Source organism: Bifidobacterium callitrichos DSM 23973 (assembly GCF_000741175.1).
Taxonomy (GTDB): Bacteria; Actinomycetota; Actinomycetes; order Actinomycetales; family Bifidobacteriaceae; genus Bifidobacterium; species Bifidobacterium callitrichos.
In genome coordinates, this window is sequence record NZ_JGYS01000006.1 from 88,923 (window position 1) to 107,383 (window position 18,461).

Genomic DNA, 18,461 nt, shown 5'->3' on the forward strand with positions numbered 1-18,461 from the left:
CTTGCCTGCTACGCGCCGAACTTGACCGCTTGATTGCCGAACCGTTGCCGCACCGCATCCAGTGCGGCCTCGGCCCGGCGTCTTCGATCGCTCGTCGTGCTCGCATCGGCGCTTTCCGCCTCCTCGATCATGTCGTCCAACGAAGGCTGCACCGCCGTCGCAGCCGTGTCCGACAGACCGCTGGCGCTCATCCCCGCCAGCCGGATCAGCTTCGGCAATGGGGCGTCGCCCGCATCCATATCCATCCCCAGCATCTCATGCAGCAGACGCACGCACTGCGGATACAGCGCGCTCGCCGTATCCACCGGGCGCTGCAGCGTACGCGACCGCGTGCGATAGCTCAGGTCGGCGAACCGCAGCTTCACCGTGACCGTGCGCGCCACGAAGCCTCGGCGGCGCAGCGAGCCGGCCACTTCATCGCACGCCTCGCGCAGCAGACGACACACCACACGCTGATCGGTGGTGTCCTCAAGCAGCGTCTCCTCCGAGCCGATCGACTTCTCCACGCGAACCGGCGTCACCGTGCGATCATCAAGACCGCGCGACGCCATCCACAGGCCGTGCGCGGCCGCCGGAGAGCCGGTCGCCCGTTGCAGCGTCTCCATGCTCGTCGCCGCCAGATCGGCCACTGAATCGATGCCCCACGAGTTGAGCCGCTTCTCCAGCGACGGGCCGATGCCGGGAATGCCGCGCAACGGCATCAGCTGCACGAACTCGGCCGACCGGGCCTTCGGGATCAGCAGCATGCCGTTCGGCTTGGCGTTCGTCGACGCCATCTTCGCCACGAGCTTGTTCGCCGCGACACCCACAGAACAGGTCACATGGAACCGGCGCTCCACCTCGGCGCGGATCCATGCGCCGATCGCGCTCGGCCGTTTCCAGGCGAGCAGCGCGCCCGAGACGTCCATATACCCTTCATCGACTGACACCTGCTCCACCTGATCGGTGACGGCGTGGAAGACGGTGGTCATGATCTCGCGTGACACCGACCGGTAGTAGCGCATGTCCACCGGCAGGAAGACGCCGTCCGGGCACAGCTGACGGGCGCGGGCCGAAGGCATCGCCGAATTGATGCCGTACCGTCTCGCCTCATAGCTGGCGGCGGACACCACCGAACGCGGGCCCGTGCCGATGATCACCGGTCTGCCCTTGAGCTCCGGATGACGTGCCACCTCGAGCGAGGCGTAGAACGCGTCCATATCGATATGCAGCACGGTGCATCCGGTCTCGTCGTGCCCCCAATCGCGTTTGGCGGCGGCCAGTCTCGGTGCGGTGCTCATATCGCCGATTGTAGCTGTATGCTGAGGCTCCTCTCTTCGGATCTCGGTACCGCGGTCGGCCATGCCGTCCTGTTCACGACACGCTCAAGGCCGCTCGGCCAGGCCTACGGTCGTGAACAGGACGGCACGGCCGACCGCTCGTGTGTCTGGATTTTCTACCTTCCTACGTGGTTCGATCGTGGACTTCGTCCACTTTTCTGTCCGTATCATGACTGCGTATCGTGGGGGATCGGTGGCATTAGGCGGGGGAGCGCGGCTCGTGTAGCGTTGACGGATATGAAGAGAGCTGTGGTCGATGTGCTGAACCGTGTGCCTGTTGTCGTGATCGTCGTATGCGAGGCGATCATTATCTACTCGGCGACCGCCATCGCCAAACTCGCGTTCACGCAGCTCGACCCGCTGTACGCGGTGTGGTATCGTGTCGGATTCATGGCGGTGCTGTTGCTGCTATGGCGTCGTCCTTGGTCCGCGGCCAAACGCGCGCACCTGTTCCACCGCGATGCGCGCAGCTGGGGCTGGGTGGTGCTGCTCGGCGTGTCGCTCGTGCTCATGAACACGATGTTCTACGTCGCGATCAGCAACATGGACATGGGCATCGCCGTCGCGATCGAATTCGTGGGTCCGCTGTCGGTTGCCGTGATCACCGGACACAGCTGGCGCGAACGGGTCGGCATCGCCATCGCGGCGGTCGGCGTCGTCCTGCTCGCGGGCATCTCGCTCGCCAACCCGGACGGCAACGGCAACTTCCTCATCGGCCTAGTCGCGATCCTCATCGGCGGATCGATGTGGGGCGTGTACATCGTCACCGGCCGGCACATCGCCTCCGGTGGCAACTCGCTCGACAACCTGTGCATCGCGATCGCGATCGGCTGGGCTTTGCAGTCGCTGTTCCTCGGCGTTCCCGCAGTCCGGCATCTGGTACATCCCAAGGCGAGCGCCACGTGGGCGCTCGAACCTGCAGGGCCGCTGAAGCTGTTCGGTCTGTTGTTCGTCGTCTCGCTGCTCGCCTCGTTCTTCCCCTACGTCATCGAACAGGTCACGATGCGTCGCGTGACGCCGGCCGCGTTCTCCGTCATGCAGTCCATCAATCCCGCGGTCGCGATCGCGGTCGGACTGTTCCTCGGCGAGATACCGGGCGTCGCCGAGATGATCGGCGTCGGACTGGTCATCCTCGCCGTGATCGTCACCTTCTCCGGTGACAACACCCCGGCTCCGGGCGACTGATCATACCTTGGGAGATTTCAGGGTCATCATCCCCGAAACAGGGGGCGGCCATCCGCTCGGACTGGACAAGGATACCGGTGCCCTGAGCCGTCCTGAGCGTCCTGAGCGTCCTGAGCGTCACTTATTCCCGAAGTTCGTCCATTGCTCGGGAATAAGTGACGCCCAGAAATCGCCAGCGTCACATATTCCCGAGCAATGGGGTGATTTCGGAAAAAAATGACGCTGAGGAGCGAGAGAGGGGTGAAGGGAGCGCTGTGACGGTCGATTGAACGTGTGTCGGTTGGTTTGACGGGTGTCGGTTGGGTGAGCAGAGGGGCGATTGGCTGAAAGGTTGAGCCATGGGAACTTTTGTGGTGCTTTTGGGGCTCCGTGGCGAGCGCTGGAAGGCCTTGAAACCGTTGGAATACCGCCGTTTTCGGCATGAAAAAAGGGATTCACGGTTTCCCGTAAATCCCTTGATCGCGGAGTGAGGGGGATTCCACACTGACATGCCATGAGGTATTGGAAACATTGGTGTTGTGGCATTCGGTGAAAAACCGTTACCACTCTATTTCCCACTTAACACGCCGAAAACCACGCGCGGCCACGCGCCGTTACGCTTCTCCATTGCTCCTACGATACCCTCGTCGCGCTCGCCGACGGATTGCATATCCTCGCGCGCGACCCCCGGTCGATCGGTCGGAGGGGGAGGCCCACCGCATGCGGTACAGTGGGCCGGCCTTGGCTGTCTCGGATATTCCACCGCCCTATCCGCGTCGCGCTCGCCGGCGGGTATGGTGCGGCCCGGCGTCCGTGTGGATCGCCGGGCCGTTGTGGTGGGATGGGTCAGTGTGGTGTTATTGGCAGACCGACATTTTGCTTGCTTGTTGGTATCATTCCTGCGAGTTCGGCGCGATGCTCGTCGGTCCATGCGGCGACCACGGCGAGGTCGTTCAGCCATGCCCGCAACCGTCCCGTGTGGTCGGCGAGCTGGTTGAGCTGTTCGACTGTGGGGTCGGTTATCTCCGAGGTGCCGCCGGGGCTGAGCGAGCTGGACACGGCACCGTCGGCGAACACGTCGATATTGAAGTCGAGGTTGAAGTCGTCGTTGTCGCTGGAGAACACGACGAGTTCGGTATCCTTCGAGTCGCGTTCGGGGTATACGTCGAACCTCCAGCCGGGCGTGTGCTGCAATTGGAGGCGGGGGAGCGGGGGAGTTGTCCGCGTGTTCATGCCGTCGCCTCCCCCTTGAACGGTACCCACGCGCGGCCGTCGGGCAGGATCGCGCCGTGGGCGTAGTCGAGCGTGGCTTCGTTCACCTGTGCCTCCAGTCGTTCCTCGTCGCTCTGACAGTCGGGGCATAGGTAGCCGGTCACGCGGCCGGCCTTGAAGACGACGTTCCACTGTGCCGCGTCGGCCGCGTTCTCGCGGAAGCGGCGACGGCAGCGGCTGCATTTAACGACTCGGCTCATCGCGTCGCCTCCCCGGTCGGGCGGGTGTGAGGCTTGCGCGTGCGGCCGTTGCCGTGCTCGGGGTTCGGTTCGGCGTGTGCGGAGCCGTCCGGCGCGTGCGCGGCCGTGTAGTTCGCGGCTATGGCCTTGGCCTCGCGCAGGTTGTTGGTGTGGTAGATCGCGGCGCGCGTGTTCCCCGTCGCGTCCGTGGCGACCACGCGGTATCTGAATGCGGTGGTGATGATGCTCATGGTGTGTTTCCTTCCTGCCGGGAAGGGGTCCACGGTATGATCGTGAGCGCCCTTCCGGCTGATTTTCCAGTGTGTTTCCGGTTCGGCGTCGGCCTCGGGGTGGTTCCAGCGCTCCGGGGCCTTTTCCGTTGGTTAGTCTCCGATGTGGCGCAGGTCGTCGCAGTCGAGCGCGTCGGCGAGCGCTATGGCCCGTTCCAGTGGCATGTGTCTCCAGTCCTTCGCGCCCCGCTCGTACGCGCTGATGACCTGTTGCGGTACGCCGCTCGCCTTGGCGAGTTGCGCCTGCGTCCAGCCCTTCGCCTCACGGAGCTCTCGTAGTGTCATTGATCACCCCCTTTCGGGTTTACCTTCCCCCATTATACATAGTTAACTATGTATTGTCAAGTAGTTAGGTATGTACCGTGAGGCGGGGTCGGGTATGGGGCGGACGCACCCGTGACGGAATGTTTGATTAGCGAAAACCTGCGAGCCGCCTCGCCGGCGGTCCGACGCATGACGTTGGGGGATACCCGCCCCGTCGCGCTCGCCGACGGCCTCGCGCGATGGGGCGACTTCGTTCGGAGGGGGAGGCCCACGGCCATGCGGACAGTGTTTCGCCGGCCGGGCGGCTTCGGGATTCTACCGCCCCTTTCCCTGCGCGTGCTCCCGGTGACGTGGGATCGCGCGCGGGAGAGGATCTAATGCGATGCCGGATCGCAGCGTCTGCCGGCTGTTTTCAGTGGTGCTGCTCGATCCATTCGGTGGCGTCGGCGCAGTCGTTCAGCTATGGGGCAAGGCTTCGTTCGCACTGTCGAGTGATCCGTGCGAGCTCGTCGGAGCCGCGCAGGTCGAACGCGCCCACGGGTTCGAGGGGGACGATTGTCTTGTACATCGCGCCTTTGTCTTCGTCAGCAGCGGTCAGGCCGGCCGTGAACTTCATTCCGAGTGGTTGGAAGGTGGAGGCGAAGCGCAGTCGCGCGCCTCCCAGCTCATAGTTCGTGAAGCCGGGCGAGTGCAGGGCGAAGAGCGGACGGCCGCAATCGTTGTCGGGCGTGTACTCCGGGCGTACTTCGAGGTCCAGTGGCGGCTCGATCCCCGGATTGTCGGTCTCGAAGCGTCGGACGACGTTAACGAGGTCTGTGAGCCATGTCAGCAGCGCGGGGGTTGTACCCGCGAGCTCCCGAAGGCGGGCGGGGTTCATATGATCGAAGTCCGGTATGCACACTTCCGAGCCCGTGAGCGTGCACCACAGTTCCTTGCGGTCGTCGTCCATTTCGACGACGAGCGACATGCCCCATTCGGGGAGGTCGCTCTTGAACACAGTCTTGGGGTTGTCGGCCCCCGAGAAGAAACCGCAGTCCCAATTGACGTATCCGGGGGTGTGCCTGTAGGCCGTGGTCGTGTTGTCGTTGTTGTTCATGATTCAGTCCTTTCGGTTGTTTTGCGTGTGTCGCGGGTCGGGCCGGTCCCATTTCGGATCGGCGTTGCGGGTGATGGGCGAGAGCTGCTGCGCGAGCTGGAGCATGCTCGCGGCCTGCACCGACGCGGCGAGCGGGTCGGCGGGCACGTGGAACGTGAACGTGTCGGCTCCGGCCGTGATCGCGTGGGCGGCGGCGCGCAGCAGGGAGCCGGCGAGCCGGCGGGCGTCGCGTCGCTGCTGCTGCACGTCGCCTATGAACATGGCCTTGACGTCGCGCGTGTCGGCGAGCGCGAGGGGATCGCGTCCGGCGTCCGGCCTAGAGGCGTTCGTCGTCATGGTGACCTCCGTCGTCCCGTGGCGTCGCGTCGGGGTCCATGCCTTTGAGTTCGTTCAGCATGGCCTCGATGCGGGTGAGTAGTTCGACCTGCCGGTCGGCCTGCGCTGAGATGTGGTTCACTGTCTCGGCTATGCCGATGATTGCAATGGCGATGACGGATAGTATCTGTCGGTCGGTGGCTACGTTGTCCGTGTGGTCCTCCAGTCGTTGCCGGATAGTCTGATAGTCCATGTGGTTTTCCTCTTTTCGTGGTGTGTGGTGGTTGTGTCGTGTGGTGGTTGGGGGTGGTGTCGGGTAGGTAGGCGGATGCCGTGTGCCGGTTGGGGGTGTGCCTACCTGCCTACCTGCCTACCCGTTGCGGGAGTAGGGTTCACGGTTGCCTACCTGTTTGGCCTACCTGCCTACCGCGTGGCGTCGGCGCGTTTCGAGTAGGCGGGTAGGCGGATATGGTAGGCGGGCGGGAGGCTAGTGTTTCCAACGGGTAGGCGGGTAGGTGGGTAGGCGAGGCCCTAACTATCTCGGCTATGCGGCCTACCTGTTGGGCAACGTCCACATGGATGTGAGCGTGGTTCCACCTGCCTGCGTGCATACGATGCGCGGCGGCGACGCCTTCGCCATGTCCTCTATCGCATGGACTACGTAGGTTCTCCATTTCTTGCCCACGCTGTTGCGTATGGCCTTGCCCGTGTACGAACGCCCCTGCCGCTCCCGTTTCGATAGGAACGCCGTGACCTTCGCGGGGGTCTCGGCCTCTAGGTCAGCTTGATCCTCCTCGGCCTCGCGGATCGCGGTCCGTTTGAGTCGCGCCCGGTCGGTCTCGCGCGCCTGCCGGCTCTCGCGTTCCATGTCGAGGCAGCGGCGGCGTACCGACTGCGAATAGGCGAGCACTTCGCCGGCGAGCGCCCAATCGTCTTCCGTCACGGTCATGGGGTCCTCGCGGTCGGGGTCCAGCCACGGCAGCAGGGCGGCGACCTTGAGGCGTACGAGGTTGCCGTGTGCGTCGAGGTCGTCGCCGGCCTCGCCCACAAGGTTGCGGCGTCTCGCCTCGAACGTTTCACGTCTCACCGTCTCGGGGTATCGGATCATGACGAGCGGGTACGTGCTCCCGTGGTCGATCATGTTCCACCTGTCGCCCTGCCGGTACAGCGACTGTATCGACTCCGGGCTGTCGGGGAACCGTGATGTGTCGTCTATGAGCGGTTTGACGTCGCCGGGGGTCCATTGGTCGTATGTGATCGCGTACCGGCGGTCGTCCTGCGTGTCCGCACATAGGAACCGTTGCGGCAGACCCATATCGGCCTCGTCGAACAGTATCCCGGCCTTGCCGTACTGGACGCCCACTATGAGGTTCAGCCGGTATCCGAAGGACGGGGCACGGAACGTGCCCGCAGAGTACTTCGTGCGGCTCCCAAGCGGCTCCCCGCTCCACGCCTTGGTCAGCTCGCCGGCCAATGTGCTTCCCTGTCGGGCCATGACGGCACCCAACGAACTCACCTCCGGCATGGACAACAGTGCGCGCGTGTTGGCGCAGCGTAATAGGGTGCGCGCCTGCCGGCCGTCGGCGTCTCCGCTTTCGTCGGCCACGCGCTCGCAGAACATGGTGACTATGCCCTCGCCCGATCCGGGCGGGTCGATCACGGCACCCCGCATGTCCGGTATGAGCTTGGCCGCGACGCTTTCGGACGCGCCCTTGCCCTTGCCGCTCGGGCCGACCAACGCCACGAACAGGTTCAATGAAGCGCAGCGCGCCCCCACGAACGGCGGTATCACGACATGGGGCGGCAGTAGGTTGGACACTCGGGCCAATACCGCCATGAACGAACTCCACGGCGCGGCCTGCGATTGCCGGGCCGTGTCCCGTATCTGCCTCAGATACGGAGCCCGGTCCCAAAACGCCTCGAACCTGTCGGTGTCGTCGTCCGTCATGTCGGCGAGTGCTGCGGCGTTCATGTCCTGTTGTTTAGCCTCGGGCGGCAGTGTGGCGAACGTCTCGCGCATCATGATCGCGCTCGTGGCGTCGTCGGTGTCGTTCGTATATGGCGGCGTCATATGGCCTCGCCCCCGGTCAGCATTTCGGCCACGGTGGGCCATGTGTCGCCGGCGAGCGCTCCTATGGTCTCGGGGATACGCGCGTAGCGCTCGCCGACGGTCTGGAGGATCGCCGGCCGGTATCGGCGTGCGCTGTCTGCGATGCGTTCGCGTACATAGGCCGCGTCGTATCGGGAGCGGTCGGGGAGGTTGATCGCGTCGAGTATGCCGTACATGCGCCGGTCGGTGTCGGTGCCGGTGATGCGGATACGGCGATGGCCGGTGGCGGGTGAGGCGTCCACTCCTATGATCCCGTTGGGTAGCAGTTGGGCTATCCCGCCTATGAGGCAGCATGCGGCGGGGTCTCCCAGCCATGCGTCGAACCGTACGGGCATGGCGTGTATGTGGCTTGCGTACACGTAGAGTGCGGCCATGCGGGCCGTCTCGTCCAGTTTCGGGGAGATGGTCAGCAGGTAGGGGCCGTAGGCGCGTTCGATGAGATGGCCGGCCGTCATGGTCAGCACGTACCCGATCCCGTTCGGATCGGAGTCGTCGCGTGCACGGCCGTCCGCGAGCGCTGCGCGGGTGATTTGGGTGTGTTCGTCCAGCCCCTTGAAGTTGTTGGCTTCAGGGGTTTTATTCGTGGTCGTCATGGTTGGTTCAGGCTCCTACGAACTTGTCGAGGGAGGCTGTGGTGACCATGATCCGGTTACTGATCTTGATGGCCTTGAGCTTGCCTTCGCGGATGAGTCGCATGGTCACGCGGTCGTCAGTGAATCCGAGTGATTTGGTGGCGGACTTCAGCGGTTCGAGCCTGACGCGGGATGTACGGCCGTTCGGCTCGCCGTATGAGGCGGTGGTTGTATTATTCATGGTTGACCTTCCTAATGGGTAGTGGGGCGCGTTTTCGCGCGCCCCGGTGGTGGGTCAGAACGCTCCGGAGGGCCTAATCTCCGGGGCGTTCACTTTTTCTGTGCGTGATGTTGCGTTTGTTAGACGTAACATCGCGGCGAGGCATATATTAGTGCATCGTGCGCGTTTGCTGAGAGCCAGTCGGGGGTGAAGAGCGTAATTCACGGTAGATAGGGCAGTGAATCAAACATTTTCCATGTTCGATTCTGCGTCCAGTTGCGCTTATTTGTGTCATATCGCGTGACAAAGTACCGTTTTGGGGGTACTTTGTGACGAATCGTGCAGCATGTGTTAAGAGTGTTTTACACTCGTGAATTGTTGCGCTTCACATTCAAGAATCTATCCGGTTTCGGCGTGTCGTCTCATACGTGTCCTTCCTCCGATCCAATCGCATTGGCCGACCGTCCGATGCTGGACATGGCGGCGAGCACCGCCCCGCGCCTCTCGGGCGGCAGTGACGCGAGCACCACGCCACGCGCCACCGCGTCCATCCCAGCAAGCACGCCGGCGAGCGCGACGGGGTTCGCGTCCACGGTGTCACCCGAAGCCGTTCCCCCGATGTCGGGCGCTGTCGCGCTCGCCGACGGTGTGCTCCTGCCGGTCTCGTAGTCGTTCATCCTTGTCATGACGTCGTTCATGTGGTCCTCGCCGGTGACCTGATAGCGTGATGCGACGTCCATGCTCACGTGCCGGCCCTGCCGCATGATTTCGGGTATGGTGGCACCTGCTTCGGCCATGCGGCTAAGACAGTCCTTGCGCAGGTCGTGCGGGCGCATGGTCTCCAGCCCCGGCACCTTCCTGCGGGCGTCCGCGAAGGCGTTCCGATAGTTTTGCGGGGTTATCCATGTGCCGGTCCGCTTGGATGTGAACAGCGGGGCGTCGGGGTTCGTGATCCTATGGGAGTCGATCCAGTCGGCGAGCGCGTCGGCGAGTGCCTGCGTCATGGGCACGTCCGCGACGCTTGAAACGGTCTTGGGCGTGGTGATAACCGTCTCGTACCTGCCGGTCTTCGCGTTCCTGACGCGCTGGACCTGCTGTCGCACGTGTATTTTCAGCCCCTTAAGGTCGATGTGCCTGCGGCACAGTCCCAGCGCCTCGCCCTCGCGCAGGCCGGTGCTGTCGCAGATGCGCGCCACCATCCGAACGTATTCGGGGAGGGCGTCCAGTAGGGCGTCGAGCTGTTCGCGGGTGGGACGTACCGGCGTATGCTTCACCTGCGGCTTGCCGACCCTGATCCGGCACGGGGATATGGGGATGAGCGTGTGACCCTCGTTGTCGATGGGCTCGGCGGCGGCGCTTCGCATCATGGTTTGCAGATGACGGTACACGTGCGCCCTGCGGTTGCTCAGGTCCGCGTCGAGCCGGGCCGTGGTGAACGAATCGAACCACGCCTGAACGACCTTCGGCGTGATGTCCGTCAATGCCATGTCGCCGAAGTATGGCAGTAGGTACAGGTCCAGCGACTCCCGGTATTTCTGTTTCGCGGTTTCCTTCAGGTCCGATCCGTCGGTCTTCTTGCGGTGTTCCACCCAGTCGGTGGCGAACTCGCGGAACGTGATCCCCTCGCGCTTCGCCTTGGCTTGCTTCAGCTTCTCAGGCATCCACGTGCCGGCGTGCACGGCCCTAAGGCTCTCGTTCAGCCACGCCTCGCCGTCCAGTGTTCGATCCAGCGCGAACAGCTTGGAAGTACGTGCGGGCAGTTTCACATCCGGCCATTTGGTGAACGCCCACAACGGCGTCACAAACGAGTACTCGACGTATTCGTACACCTTGCCGTTTCGCCTCACGCGCTTCGCGGTGCGCTTGCCTTCGCTCGCCCGCAGTCGCTTCCGTGGCCGTCCCATATCCGATCTCCAAACACCTAGGGTGGGAAACGGTTTGCACCCCGTTTCGTTACCACTTTGTTTACCACTTCCCCTGTGCATAACCACGCGCCCCTACGCACCCTCACGATACCCGTCTGCGAGCGCTGGAAGGCCTTGAAACCGTTGGAATACCGCCGTTTTTGGCATGAAAAAAGGGATTCACGGTTTCCCGTAAATCCCTTGATCGCGGAGTGAGGGGGATTCGAACCCCCGAGCCGCTAACGCAACTAACACCTTAGCAGGGTGCCCCTTTCGGCCACTCAGGCATCACTCCGTGTTGCATCAGACAGGCGTTGTCGCAGTCTGAAGCGCAACAGCATGTAACTATACACCATGATCGAGGTGCGACCCGCCAAATCGAAGAAAAAACAAAAAATCCGTCAGACGAATCAGAAATTCATGCGTCTGACGGCGCTTGCTATGAAGCTCTCCGGCACCGCCCTGTGTAAACACTTGTAGGCGGAGCCGGAGGTACGCCATTGTCCGTCCGTCTCCGCGGACTATTCTAGACCTAAACAACCGACGACACCCCCCGAATCGCTGTGATCGTCATGACGCAGTCTCATATCGGGGCGAGCCGTGAGGGCAGAGAGAGTGGGAGTCAGAATGGTCCGGAACAGTCGCCATAGCGGAAGATATACCGGTCGTCATACCGGTGAATACGGTCGTCACGCCCGTACCGGAGGCGGGAGCAGAGCGGCATCGCGCGCGATCGCCATATTGGCGGCCGTGCTCGCCGTCGCGCTTGCGGTCGCGCTCGGCGCCGGGGCGAGGGCGATGATCGAACGCTTCGGAACCGCACCCGCGCCGAGCGCCGCGAACGGGGCTGGATCCTCCGCCGGCGCGCTCGACCGCCCCCAGACCGCGCCCAAGCCGGTCGCCATCGAACACCACGGCAATTCGCCCGACTGCCCCGATAGGGACTGTATCGCGATGCTCGTCAACGGCGACCTGCTCTTCCATCCCAACCTGTGGAAGCACTTCGCCTCCGCCAACACCGCGGCGACCGACGGCACGGCGTTCGACTTCGACCCGCTGTTCGAGCCGATGCGCAAGTACATCCAGGCCTCCGACATCGCCGTATGCGAGTTCGAGACGCCGATCGCCCAGCGCGGCGGCCCCTACACCGGATACCCGGTGTTCAACATCCCGCCCGAGGTGGCCGATGCGGCGCGGCATGTCGGCTACCACGCGTGCACGCATGCGACCAACCACTCCTGGGATCAGGGCGCCGCCGGCATCGACCGGTTGTGGGACACGCTTGCGGCGAACGGCATCGCCCAGACCGGCTCCTACAAGACCGAGGAGGACTCCCTCAAACCTCTGGTCATCGACTCGCCGACCGGCGGCGGCAAGCTGGGACTCGTCACCGGCACCGTCTCGCTCAACGGCATGACCGCGGACGCCGATTGGCGCGTGGACCGTCTGCGTCAGAGCGGCGACCCCAACCACGATTCGGACATCCGCCGGCTCGTCGACAAGGCGAACAAGGCGCGCGAACAGGGCGCCGACGTGGTCGCCGTCGCCATGCACTCCCTGCAGGAGTACCTCGACTATGCGGACTCCTACCAGCAGTCCGAGGCGCACGCGCTCGCCGACACCGGCGCGTTCGACGTCATCTACGGCGCCGGATGCCACTGCGCACAGCCGATCGAGCATTACAACGGCACCTGGATCATCTACGGACTGGGCAATGCGGTGAGCGTCGTCAGCACGATTCCCGGCCATGACGTCAACAATCAGGGCGTCACCGCACGCATCCAGTTCGCGGGCCGCAAGGGCGTGAAAGGCTCGTGGCGGGTCAATCGCATCGATTGGGTGCCCAGCGTGAGCATGCGTCAGGGCTCCTATGCATGGTGCCCGATATCCTCCGACAAGCCGGACGGCGTATGCAATTCCGAAGCGGCGGACACGGCGCAGCGTCAACGCATCTCCAAGGTGATCTATTCGATGGGCGCCGATCCGAACGTCGTACGCGAATGGCGTCTCACCGACGAAACATCGTCGACATCGACCAAGTAGTCCAAATAGGCCGGATGAAAATACTAAGGTGGAGACCATGACCGAGAAGACCACGATCACACAGAGCAACGGCATACAGAGCAACGGCATCGGCGGCGCCGCAACGGCGTCCGCTCCGAGGGTATTCGAAACGCAACCCGAACGCGACGACCTACCGCTGGTCGTCATGCCGTCCGCCATCGTCTCGATCATCGCACCGTTCAAGGCAAGACTGGAGGCGCTGCGCGACATCGCCCGGGTGCGTATCTTCGAGGAGTTCACCGAGGACGCCGACACGATCGCGCGACGCGTGGCCGACGCCGACGTGATGATCAACGCCGGTCCGCACATTTCCGACGATCTGCTGCGCCGCATATCGGCAGGCGTTCGCGCAGGCGGCGAGGAGGGCGGCCATGTCAGGTGCATCGTCTTCTCCGGCACCGGCGTCGCCAGCTACATCAACCTCGCGCTCGCCCGCGAACTCGGCGTACGCGTCTGCAACGCCGAACACTACGGCGACAATGCGGTGGCCGAACACACGTTCGCCCTGCTGTTCGAACTGCTACGCCACGTCGGCGAACTCGACGACCGTATGAAGCGAGGCGGTTGGGGTGGGCCCCACGCCGACGGCCTCCAGCTCGCCGGCCGCAGACTCGCCATCATCGGACTCGGCGGCATCGGCTCCACCGTGGCGCGCATCGCGAAGGCCTTCGGCATGGAGGTCACGGCGTGGAGCAGCGGACACACGCCCTCCGCCCGATTCGCCGAACTCGGCGTCACCCCGATCGCGGATATGAACGAGCTCATCGCCGCGGCCGACGTCGTCTCCATCCACCTGCCGCTCATCGACGGCGCCACGCGCGGACTCATCACCGCCGACAATCTCGCGCATCTCAAACCCGGCGCGATGCTTGTCAACACCGCCCGCGCCGAGGTCATCGAACCCGGCGCGCTCGCGGCCCGTCTCGCACAGGGCGACGTGGCCGCGGCACTCGACGTGTACGATCGGGAGCCGCTGCCCGCCGACGACCCGTTGCGTGCGATGCCCGGGGTCGTACTCACCCCGCACGTCGCATGGCGCACCGATGGCGCGTTCTCGGACCTCACGCGCCAGATGGTCGAGGCCACGCGCGCCTTCCTCACCGGCGGCGAGGTCAACGTCGTCGTCTCCGAGCATGACGCCGAGCATGACGCCGTCGAATCCGGCGCACGGCGGAACTGAGCCGGCCGATGCAGACGATCCTTGACCCCGTGAACGAACCCGCGCATGACGCGTTCGTTGAGAAGAAGTCCGAGTTCATTGGCGACGCCGCGCACGTCGACACGCTCGACGAGGCGCTCGCCTTTGTTGAATCGATCCGCGAACGTCACCCCAAATCCCGTCACGTCGCCTATGCGGCCGTCACCGGCGGTGCCGACGGGCGTGTGGCCGAACGCATGAGCGATGACGGTGAACCGTCCGGCACCGCCGGCAAGCCGATCCTCGACGTGCTGCGTGCCAACGATCTGACCGACTGCGTCGTGGCTGTCACCCGCTATTTCGGCGGCATCCTGCTCGGCTCCGGCGGGCTCATCCGCGCGTACTCGACCGGTGCCTCGATCGCCGTCAAGGCCGCGCGCAAGGCCGCGATCGTGCCGTGCCGACGCTATCTCGTCTCCCTTGAGTACCCGCAGCTCAAGCGATTCGGGCAGATCCTCGCCGCCGTCGACGGCACGCAGTCCGACGAGACGTACGCGGCCGACGTCACGCTCGTCGCCTCGATGCCGCTCGACAACACCGCACGCTTCGAGGAACTCGTCACGGAGACCTTCAACGCGACCGTGACCCCGGAGCCTATGGACGTGGTGAACCGCGCGGTCGCCCTCGACTAGGAACTAAGCTGATACCCATGACCGATCAACAAGCCGACCAATCGACCGACCAGTCGACCGAGCAGCAGTTCGAACCGCTGACCGTCACCTACGAGCATCTGCGCCATTCCACCGATGCCGCCGAACTGTCCGAGTTCGCGCGTCGTGATCTGCCGGACCGGGCCGATCAGGCCGCGTTCTCCCGCGCCACCGCACTGCTGGAGGCCGTGGGCGGCAATCCGAACACGCCGGTCGAGGACCGTGTCTTCCTGGCGCAGACCATGCCGTTCCCGAACGTGCTGGTCAAACTGGCGAAGGACCCCGATCCGGCGGTGCGCAAGGCCGTGGCGGGCAATGCCGACGACAAGAACTGGCTGGTCGGACGCCTGACCAAGGACCCGGTGCCCGAAGTGCGCGACACCGCCCTGCGCAACAAGAAGACCTCATGGAAGATGCGTCTCGAGGGCGCACAGAACCCCGAGGTCGATGCCGCCACGCTCGCCTTCCTCGCCACTCTCGGCACCGAGATCGAGGAGGGGGCGCCCGCGGTGCTCTCCTCGATGGTACGCCGGGCGGTCGCGCTCAACCCGAACACCACCGACGAGACGCTGAACAAGCTCGCCGACGATCCTTCCGCAGAGGTGCGTCACGCTGTCGCCAAACGACGTAACGCGTGACCGTCTCGCCATAGTGCATCGCCAAGTTTCACGCGGTGTTTCACGCCGGTTCATCTGCCGTCCAGCGGAGTGTTTCCAAGACGTTTCCGAAGGCGTTTCTGCGGTCTCGCGCACGGTCGTGGCATAGGGCGTTTTTTCCGTGCGGGCGCTACACTTGGAACCATGACAGAGAGAACGGAAAGTGCGGAGCGTCTTGAGCGCCCGCTCATTCAGCTGGCCAAGCTTGTAGGCATCGGCACCAGTTATGTCGGCATGAGCAACGACTACCACGAGATCGATGATGACGTCCTCGTGGCGGTGCTCGCCGCACTCGGTGTCGACGCCTCCAGCGACGAGGCGATCGCGCAGTCAAGCAAGCGCATCCGTGATGCGCGTCGCACCCGACTGGTCGCACCGACGCTGCTGCACACGGTGGGTGAGGAGACCCGCATCCCGGTGAATGTCGGCGTGTTCGACATCCCGTCCGCCAAGATCACCCTGGAAGACGGCACGCGCTACCCCGGCAGGATCGCCTACGGTCCCGGCGACGGCTCCAAGGCCTACGTGCTCAACGACAAGTTCATCACCACCGCGGCGCTCATCATCCCCGCGGACCTTCCCGCCGGATACCACACGCTGCACGTCAGCGTGGCCGGCCGCAAGCAGGACGCCACGCTGATCAGCGCCCCCGCGCGAGTCGAGCTGCTCGACCAGATGAAGTACGGCCACCTGTGGGGATGGATGGCTCAGCTGTACTCGATCCGCTCCGCGAACTCGTGGGGCGTGGGCGACTTCGAGGATCTGTCGAATCTGCTGGTGGATTCCAAGAAGCACACGGGCAGCGACTTCATGCTCATCAACCCGGTGCACGCCGCCGAGCCCGTCTCTCCGCTCACTCCGTCCCCGTACCTGCCGATCTCCCGCGGTCTGGTCAACTTCACGTACATCCGTCCCGAGGCGATCGAGGAGTACCGGCTGCTCGGCAAGGAGAGCCTTGACCAGATCAACCAGCTGCACGCCACCGTCGAACCGCTCAACGGCGATTCCCAGCTGATCGATCGCGATGCGATGTGGCGCGCCAAGATGCACGCCCTGTGGATCATCTTCAAGGTCGGCCGCAGTCCGGTGCGTCAGCAGGAGTTCGACGATTTCGTGCATGAGGGCGGCGATGCCCTCGAAGGCTACGCCACATGGTGCCTGTGCTACGACAAGTGGGGCGCACCCAGCCGTGAGTCCACGAACTGGGAGCAGCGTCTCGACAAGAACTCCGCCGAAGTGGCCGCGCTGCGCCAGCAGTTCCCCGACACGCTCAACTTCTACCGCTGGCTCGAATGGATCGCCTCCCAGCAGCTCGACCGCGCCCAGAAGCGCGCCCGCGAGAACGGCATGCGCATCGGCATCATGGCCGATATGGCCGTCGGCGTCCACCCGCTCGGCTCCGAGGTGTGGTGGAACCCGGAGAGCTTCGCCAAGGGTGCCACAGTCGGCGCTCCGCCGGACATGTTCAACCAGCAGGGTCAGGATTGGAGCCAGCCTCCGCTCAACCCGATCGTGCTGGAGAACACCGGATTCGCCGCCTACCGCAATCTGGTGCACAACATGTTCTCCCACGCCGGTGCCGTGCGCATCGATCACATCCTGGGCCTGTTCCGCCTGTGGTGGGTCCCGGCCGACAAGAAGCCGATCGACGGCGCATACGTCTACTACAACTCCGACATCATGCTCGGCATCCTCGCGCTCGAGGCGTCCCGTGCCGACGGCGTGGTCGTCGGCGAGGATCTGGGTGTGGTGCCCGACTATGTGGCCGACTCCCTTAAGAAGCATGGTCTGCTCGGTTGCGCGGTCGAATGGTTCGAGCAGTTCGACGGCACGTTCCGCGCCCCGGCCGACTGGCGTCCGTACGCGCTCGCCTCGGTCAACACGCACGATCTGCCGCCGGCAGCCGGCTATCTGGAGTTCGAACACGTCAACATTCGCGAACGCCTCGGTCTGCTGACCGGCCCGAAGGAGGACTTCGAACGTTCCGCCAAGGCGGAACAGGATGCGATGCTTCGCATGCTGGTGGAGCAGGGCTACCTGCAGGATGCGCTCGCCGAGGACGTCAAGACCAACGAGGCTGCGGTCATCGAGGCGCAGTACCGTGCGCTCAAGGGCTCGCCGTGCAAGCTGCTCGCCGCCTCCATCACCGATGCGGTGGGCGAGAAGCGCGCGCAGAACCAGCCGGGCACCAACAACGAGTATCCGAACTGGCGCATTCCGCTCGCCGACGGCGACGGCAACGTGGTGCCGGTCGAGGGCCTGTTCGCCCGCGAGTCTGTCCAGCGCATCGCCAACATCATGCGCGACTAGCGTCTGCCCCGCCGTCCGGACAGCTTCGTCCCGGAGCCAGACGGGCACAAGGAAAACGAGAAAACGTCCGATCCTATAGGGTTGGACGTTTTTCGTTCATCCGGACGTCTGTTGGCGTCCGATCCTGTAGTATCGGACGTTTCATGTCACGTGCAGAGCCTCTTTTCGTCCGATTCTGCAGGATCGGACGCGCTTCGGCGTGTGTGGTGTGTCTCGACACGCCCGGTGCGATGTCATGCCCGGCGATATACTAGTGGATTGTTGTGTTTCCCTAAGGGGTCCTTCAAAGCGCTTTCCCACTCGCCATCGAGGACTTTCAGGGAGCCCACGGATAAAGAGGTCTGAGGCCTCTCGGGCCGCGCGTCTCCTACACGCACGCCGAGCAGCCGAAGCCCGGAACACAATATAGAAAAGGTAGAACAGTGAAGACTTTCACTCCGAAACCAGCCGATCTGACTCATGACTGGTACGTCGTCGACGCCACCGACGTGGTGCTCGGCCGTCTCGCCTCCCAGGTTGCTACCCTGCTGCGTGGCAAGAACAAGCCGACCTTCGCGCCGCACGCCGATTCTGGCAACTACGTTATCGTGATCAACGCTGACAAGATCGCGCTGACCGGCAACAAGATGGGCAAGGAACTCTACGCGCACTCCGGCCGCCCCGGTGGTCTGCGCCGTGACACCTACGCCCAGCTGCTCGCCAACAAGCCCGAGCGCATCATCACCGCTGCCGTCAAGGGCATGCTGCCGAAGAACCGTCTGTCCAAGGTGCAGCTCACCCGCCTGCGTGTCTTCGCCGGCGCCGAGCACCCGCACACCCCGCAGAAGCCGCAGGTCTTCGAGATCCAGCAGGTTTCTCAGCAGGCTAAGTGAACCGAA

20 protein-coding genes and 1 tRNA gene are annotated in these 18,461 nt (G+C 64.1%); 8 read left to right on the forward strand and 13 right to left on the reverse strand.

All coding sequences use genetic code 11. The annotated features are described in order from the left end of the window. Positions 1–8: 8 nt before the first annotated feature. Complete coding sequence (gene dinB, locus BCAL_RS04600) at positions 9–1,280, reverse strand: DNA polymerase IV (RefSeq protein ID WP_043164579.1); 1,272 nt, start codon at positions 1,278–1,280, stop codon at positions 9–11. Between the two features lie 276 nt (positions 1,281–1,556). Between dinB and BCAL_RS04605 the strand changes: the two genes are divergently transcribed. Beyond that, positions 1,557–2,504: an EamA family transporter gene (locus BCAL_RS04605; RefSeq protein WP_043164578.1), complete on the forward strand. Its 948-nt coding sequence runs from the start codon at positions 1,557–1,559 to the stop codon at positions 2,502–2,504. An 825-nt stretch (positions 2,505–3,329) separates the two neighbouring features. Here the strand turns inward: BCAL_RS04605 and BCAL_RS04610 are convergent. The 12 genes from BCAL_RS04610 to BCAL_RS04670 all read right to left on the reverse strand — a co-directional run bounded on the left by BCAL_RS04610 (position 3,330) and on the right by BCAL_RS04670 (position 11,000). Next, positions 3,330–3,716: a hypothetical protein gene (locus BCAL_RS04610; RefSeq protein ID WP_152600305.1), complete on the reverse strand. Its 387-nt coding sequence runs from the start codon at positions 3,714–3,716 to the stop codon at positions 3,330–3,332. After that, positions 3,713–3,955, reverse strand: a complete 243-nt coding sequence (locus BCAL_RS04615; RefSeq protein ID WP_193350933.1) for a hypothetical protein — start codon at positions 3,953–3,955, stop codon at positions 3,713–3,715. Before BCAL_RS04615 ends, BCAL_RS04610 begins: the two co-directional genes overlap by 4 nt. Further along, positions 3,952–4,185 (reverse strand): hypothetical protein, encoded by a 234-nt coding sequence (locus BCAL_RS04620; protein WP_043164575.1) that lies wholly within the window; start codon positions 4,183–4,185, stop codon positions 3,952–3,954. The genes BCAL_RS04615 and BCAL_RS04620 overlap by 4 nt, the downstream gene beginning before the upstream one ends. Before the next feature lie 132 nt (positions 4,186–4,317). Continuing rightward, a complete protein-coding gene (locus BCAL_RS04625; RefSeq protein ID WP_043164573.1) occupies positions 4,318–4,509 on the reverse strand; it encodes a helix-turn-helix transcriptional regulator in 192 nt (63 codons plus the stop codon). 439 nt (positions 4,510–4,948) lie between these two features. Beyond that, complete coding sequence (locus tag BCAL_RS04635; RefSeq protein WP_043164569.1) at positions 4,949–5,584, reverse strand: hypothetical protein; 636 nt, start codon at positions 5,582–5,584, stop codon at positions 4,949–4,951. 3 nt (positions 5,585–5,587) lie between these two features. After that, complete coding sequence (locus tag BCAL_RS04640) at positions 5,588–5,920, reverse strand: hypothetical protein (protein ID WP_043164567.1); 333 nt, start codon at positions 5,918–5,920, stop codon at positions 5,588–5,590. Further along, positions 5,901–6,152, reverse strand: coding sequence for a hypothetical protein (locus tag BCAL_RS04645; RefSeq protein WP_043164565.1), 252 nt, complete (start codon positions 6,150–6,152; stop codon positions 5,901–5,903). The genes BCAL_RS04640 and BCAL_RS04645 overlap by 20 nt, the downstream gene beginning before the upstream one ends. A 300-nt stretch (positions 6,153–6,452) precedes the next feature. After that, complete coding sequence (locus BCAL_RS04650; protein WP_043164563.1) at positions 6,453–7,970, reverse strand: hypothetical protein; 1,518 nt, start codon at positions 7,968–7,970, stop codon at positions 6,453–6,455. After that, positions 7,967–8,602, reverse strand: coding sequence for a hypothetical protein (locus BCAL_RS04655; RefSeq protein WP_043164561.1), 636 nt, complete (start codon positions 8,600–8,602; stop codon positions 7,967–7,969). Before BCAL_RS04655 ends, BCAL_RS04650 begins: the two co-directional genes overlap by 4 nt. A gap of 7 nt (positions 8,603–8,609) precedes the next feature. Next, complete coding sequence (locus BCAL_RS04660) at positions 8,610–8,822, reverse strand: MerR family transcriptional regulator (protein ID WP_043164559.1); 213 nt, start codon at positions 8,820–8,822, stop codon at positions 8,610–8,612. A gap of 401 nt (positions 8,823–9,223) precedes the next feature. After that, entirely contained in the window at positions 9,224–10,705 is a 1,482-nt protein-coding gene (locus BCAL_RS04665; protein WP_043164557.1) for a tyrosine-type recombinase/integrase, read from the reverse strand. 208 nt (positions 10,706–10,913) lie between these two features. Continuing rightward, a tRNA-Ser gene (locus BCAL_RS04670) sits at positions 10,914–11,000 on the reverse strand. 59 nt (positions 11,001–11,059) lie between these two features. On the opposite strand from BCAL_RS04670, the gene BCAL_RS13930 reads away from it, so the two are divergent. The 7 genes from BCAL_RS13930 (at position 11,060) to rplM (ending at position 18,455) form a co-directional block, all read left to right on the forward strand. After that, complete coding sequence (locus BCAL_RS13930) at positions 11,060–11,185, forward strand: hypothetical protein (protein WP_274518247.1); 126 nt, start codon at positions 11,060–11,062, stop codon at positions 11,183–11,185. 147 nt (positions 11,186–11,332) lie between these two features. Further along, positions 11,333–12,748, forward strand: a complete 1,416-nt coding sequence (locus tag BCAL_RS04675) for a CapA family protein (protein WP_081887252.1) — start codon at positions 11,333–11,335, stop codon at positions 12,746–12,748. Positions 12,749–12,914: 166 nt separating this feature from the next. After that, positions 12,915–13,949, forward strand: coding sequence for a D-2-hydroxyacid dehydrogenase family protein (locus tag BCAL_RS04680; RefSeq protein ID WP_052119025.1), 1,035 nt, complete (start codon positions 12,915–12,917; stop codon positions 13,947–13,949). A gap of 8 nt (positions 13,950–13,957) precedes the next feature. Further along, positions 13,958–14,599: an IMPACT family protein gene (locus BCAL_RS04685; protein ID WP_043164555.1), complete on the forward strand. Its 642-nt coding sequence runs from the start codon at positions 13,958–13,960 to the stop codon at positions 14,597–14,599. A 17-nt stretch (positions 14,600–14,616) separates the two neighbouring features. Continuing rightward, positions 14,617–15,255, forward strand: coding sequence for a HEAT repeat domain-containing protein (locus BCAL_RS04690; RefSeq protein WP_052119012.1), 639 nt, complete (start codon positions 14,617–14,619; stop codon positions 15,253–15,255). A gap of 162 nt (positions 15,256–15,417) precedes the next feature. Next, positions 15,418–17,583, forward strand: a complete 2,166-nt coding sequence (gene malQ, locus BCAL_RS04695) for a 4-alpha-glucanotransferase (protein WP_043164552.1) — start codon at positions 15,418–15,420, stop codon at positions 17,581–17,583. Positions 17,584–18,005: 422 nt separating this feature from the next. Continuing rightward, complete coding sequence (gene rplM / locus BCAL_RS04700; RefSeq protein ID WP_043164549.1) at positions 18,006–18,455, forward strand: 50S ribosomal protein L13; 450 nt, start codon at positions 18,006–18,008, stop codon at positions 18,453–18,455. The last annotated feature ends 6 nt before the right edge of the window (positions 18,456–18,461 follow it).

Excerpts from the sequence above, each read along its gene's own strand:
- dinB (WP_043164579.1), bottom strand. The coding sequence starts at position 1,280 with ATGAGCACCGCACCGAGACTGGCCGCCGCCAAACGCGATTGGGGGCAC.
- BCAL_RS04605 (WP_043164578.1), top strand. The coding sequence starts at position 1,557 with ATGAAGAGAGCTGTGGTCGATGTGCTGAACCGTGTGCCTGTTGTCGTG.
- BCAL_RS04610 (WP_152600305.1), bottom strand. The coding sequence starts at position 3,716 with ATGAACACGCGGACAACTCCCCCGCTCCCCCGCCTCCAATTGCAGCAC.
- BCAL_RS04615 (WP_193350933.1), bottom strand. The coding sequence starts at position 3,955 with ATGAGCCGAGTCGTTAAATGCAGCCGCTGCCGTCGCCGCTTCCGCGAG.
- BCAL_RS04620 (WP_043164575.1), bottom strand. The coding sequence starts at position 4,185 with ATGAGCATCATCACCACCGCATTCAGATACCGCGTGGTCGCCACGGAC.
- BCAL_RS04625 (WP_043164573.1), bottom strand. The coding sequence starts at position 4,509 with ATGACACTACGAGAGCTCCGTGAGGCGAAGGGCTGGACGCAGGCGCAA.
- BCAL_RS04635 (WP_043164569.1), bottom strand. The coding sequence starts at position 5,584 with ATGAACAACAACGACAACACGACCACGGCCTACAGGCACACCCCCGGA.
- BCAL_RS04640 (WP_043164567.1), bottom strand. The coding sequence starts at position 5,920 with ATGACGACGAACGCCTCTAGGCCGGACGCCGGACGCGATCCCCTCGCG.
- BCAL_RS04645 (WP_043164565.1), bottom strand. The coding sequence starts at position 6,152 with ATGGACTATCAGACTATCCGGCAACGACTGGAGGACCACACGGACAAC.
- BCAL_RS04650 (WP_043164563.1), bottom strand. The coding sequence starts at position 7,970 with ATGACGCCGCCATATACGAACGACACCGACGACGCCACGAGCGCGATC.
- BCAL_RS04655 (WP_043164561.1), bottom strand. The coding sequence starts at position 8,602 with ATGACGACCACGAATAAAACCCCTGAAGCCAACAACTTCAAGGGGCTG.
- BCAL_RS04660 (WP_043164559.1), bottom strand. The coding sequence starts at position 8,822 with ATGAATAATACAACCACCGCCTCATACGGCGAGCCGAACGGCCGTACA.
- BCAL_RS04665 (WP_043164557.1), bottom strand. The coding sequence starts at position 10,705 with ATGGGACGGCCACGGAAGCGACTGCGGGCGAGCGAAGGCAAGCGCACC.
- BCAL_RS13930 (WP_274518247.1), top strand. The coding sequence starts at position 11,060 with ATGATCGAGGTGCGACCCGCCAAATCGAAGAAAAAACAAAAAATCCGT.
- BCAL_RS04675 (WP_081887252.1), top strand. The coding sequence starts at position 11,333 with ATGGTCCGGAACAGTCGCCATAGCGGAAGATATACCGGTCGTCATACC.
- BCAL_RS04680 (WP_052119025.1), top strand. The coding sequence starts at position 12,915 with ATGCCGTCCGCCATCGTCTCGATCATCGCACCGTTCAAGGCAAGACTG.
- BCAL_RS04685 (WP_043164555.1), top strand. The coding sequence starts at position 13,958 with ATGCAGACGATCCTTGACCCCGTGAACGAACCCGCGCATGACGCGTTC.
- BCAL_RS04690 (WP_052119012.1), top strand. The coding sequence starts at position 14,617 with ATGACCGATCAACAAGCCGACCAATCGACCGACCAGTCGACCGAGCAG.
- malQ (WP_043164552.1), top strand. The coding sequence starts at position 15,418 with ATGACAGAGAGAACGGAAAGTGCGGAGCGTCTTGAGCGCCCGCTCATT.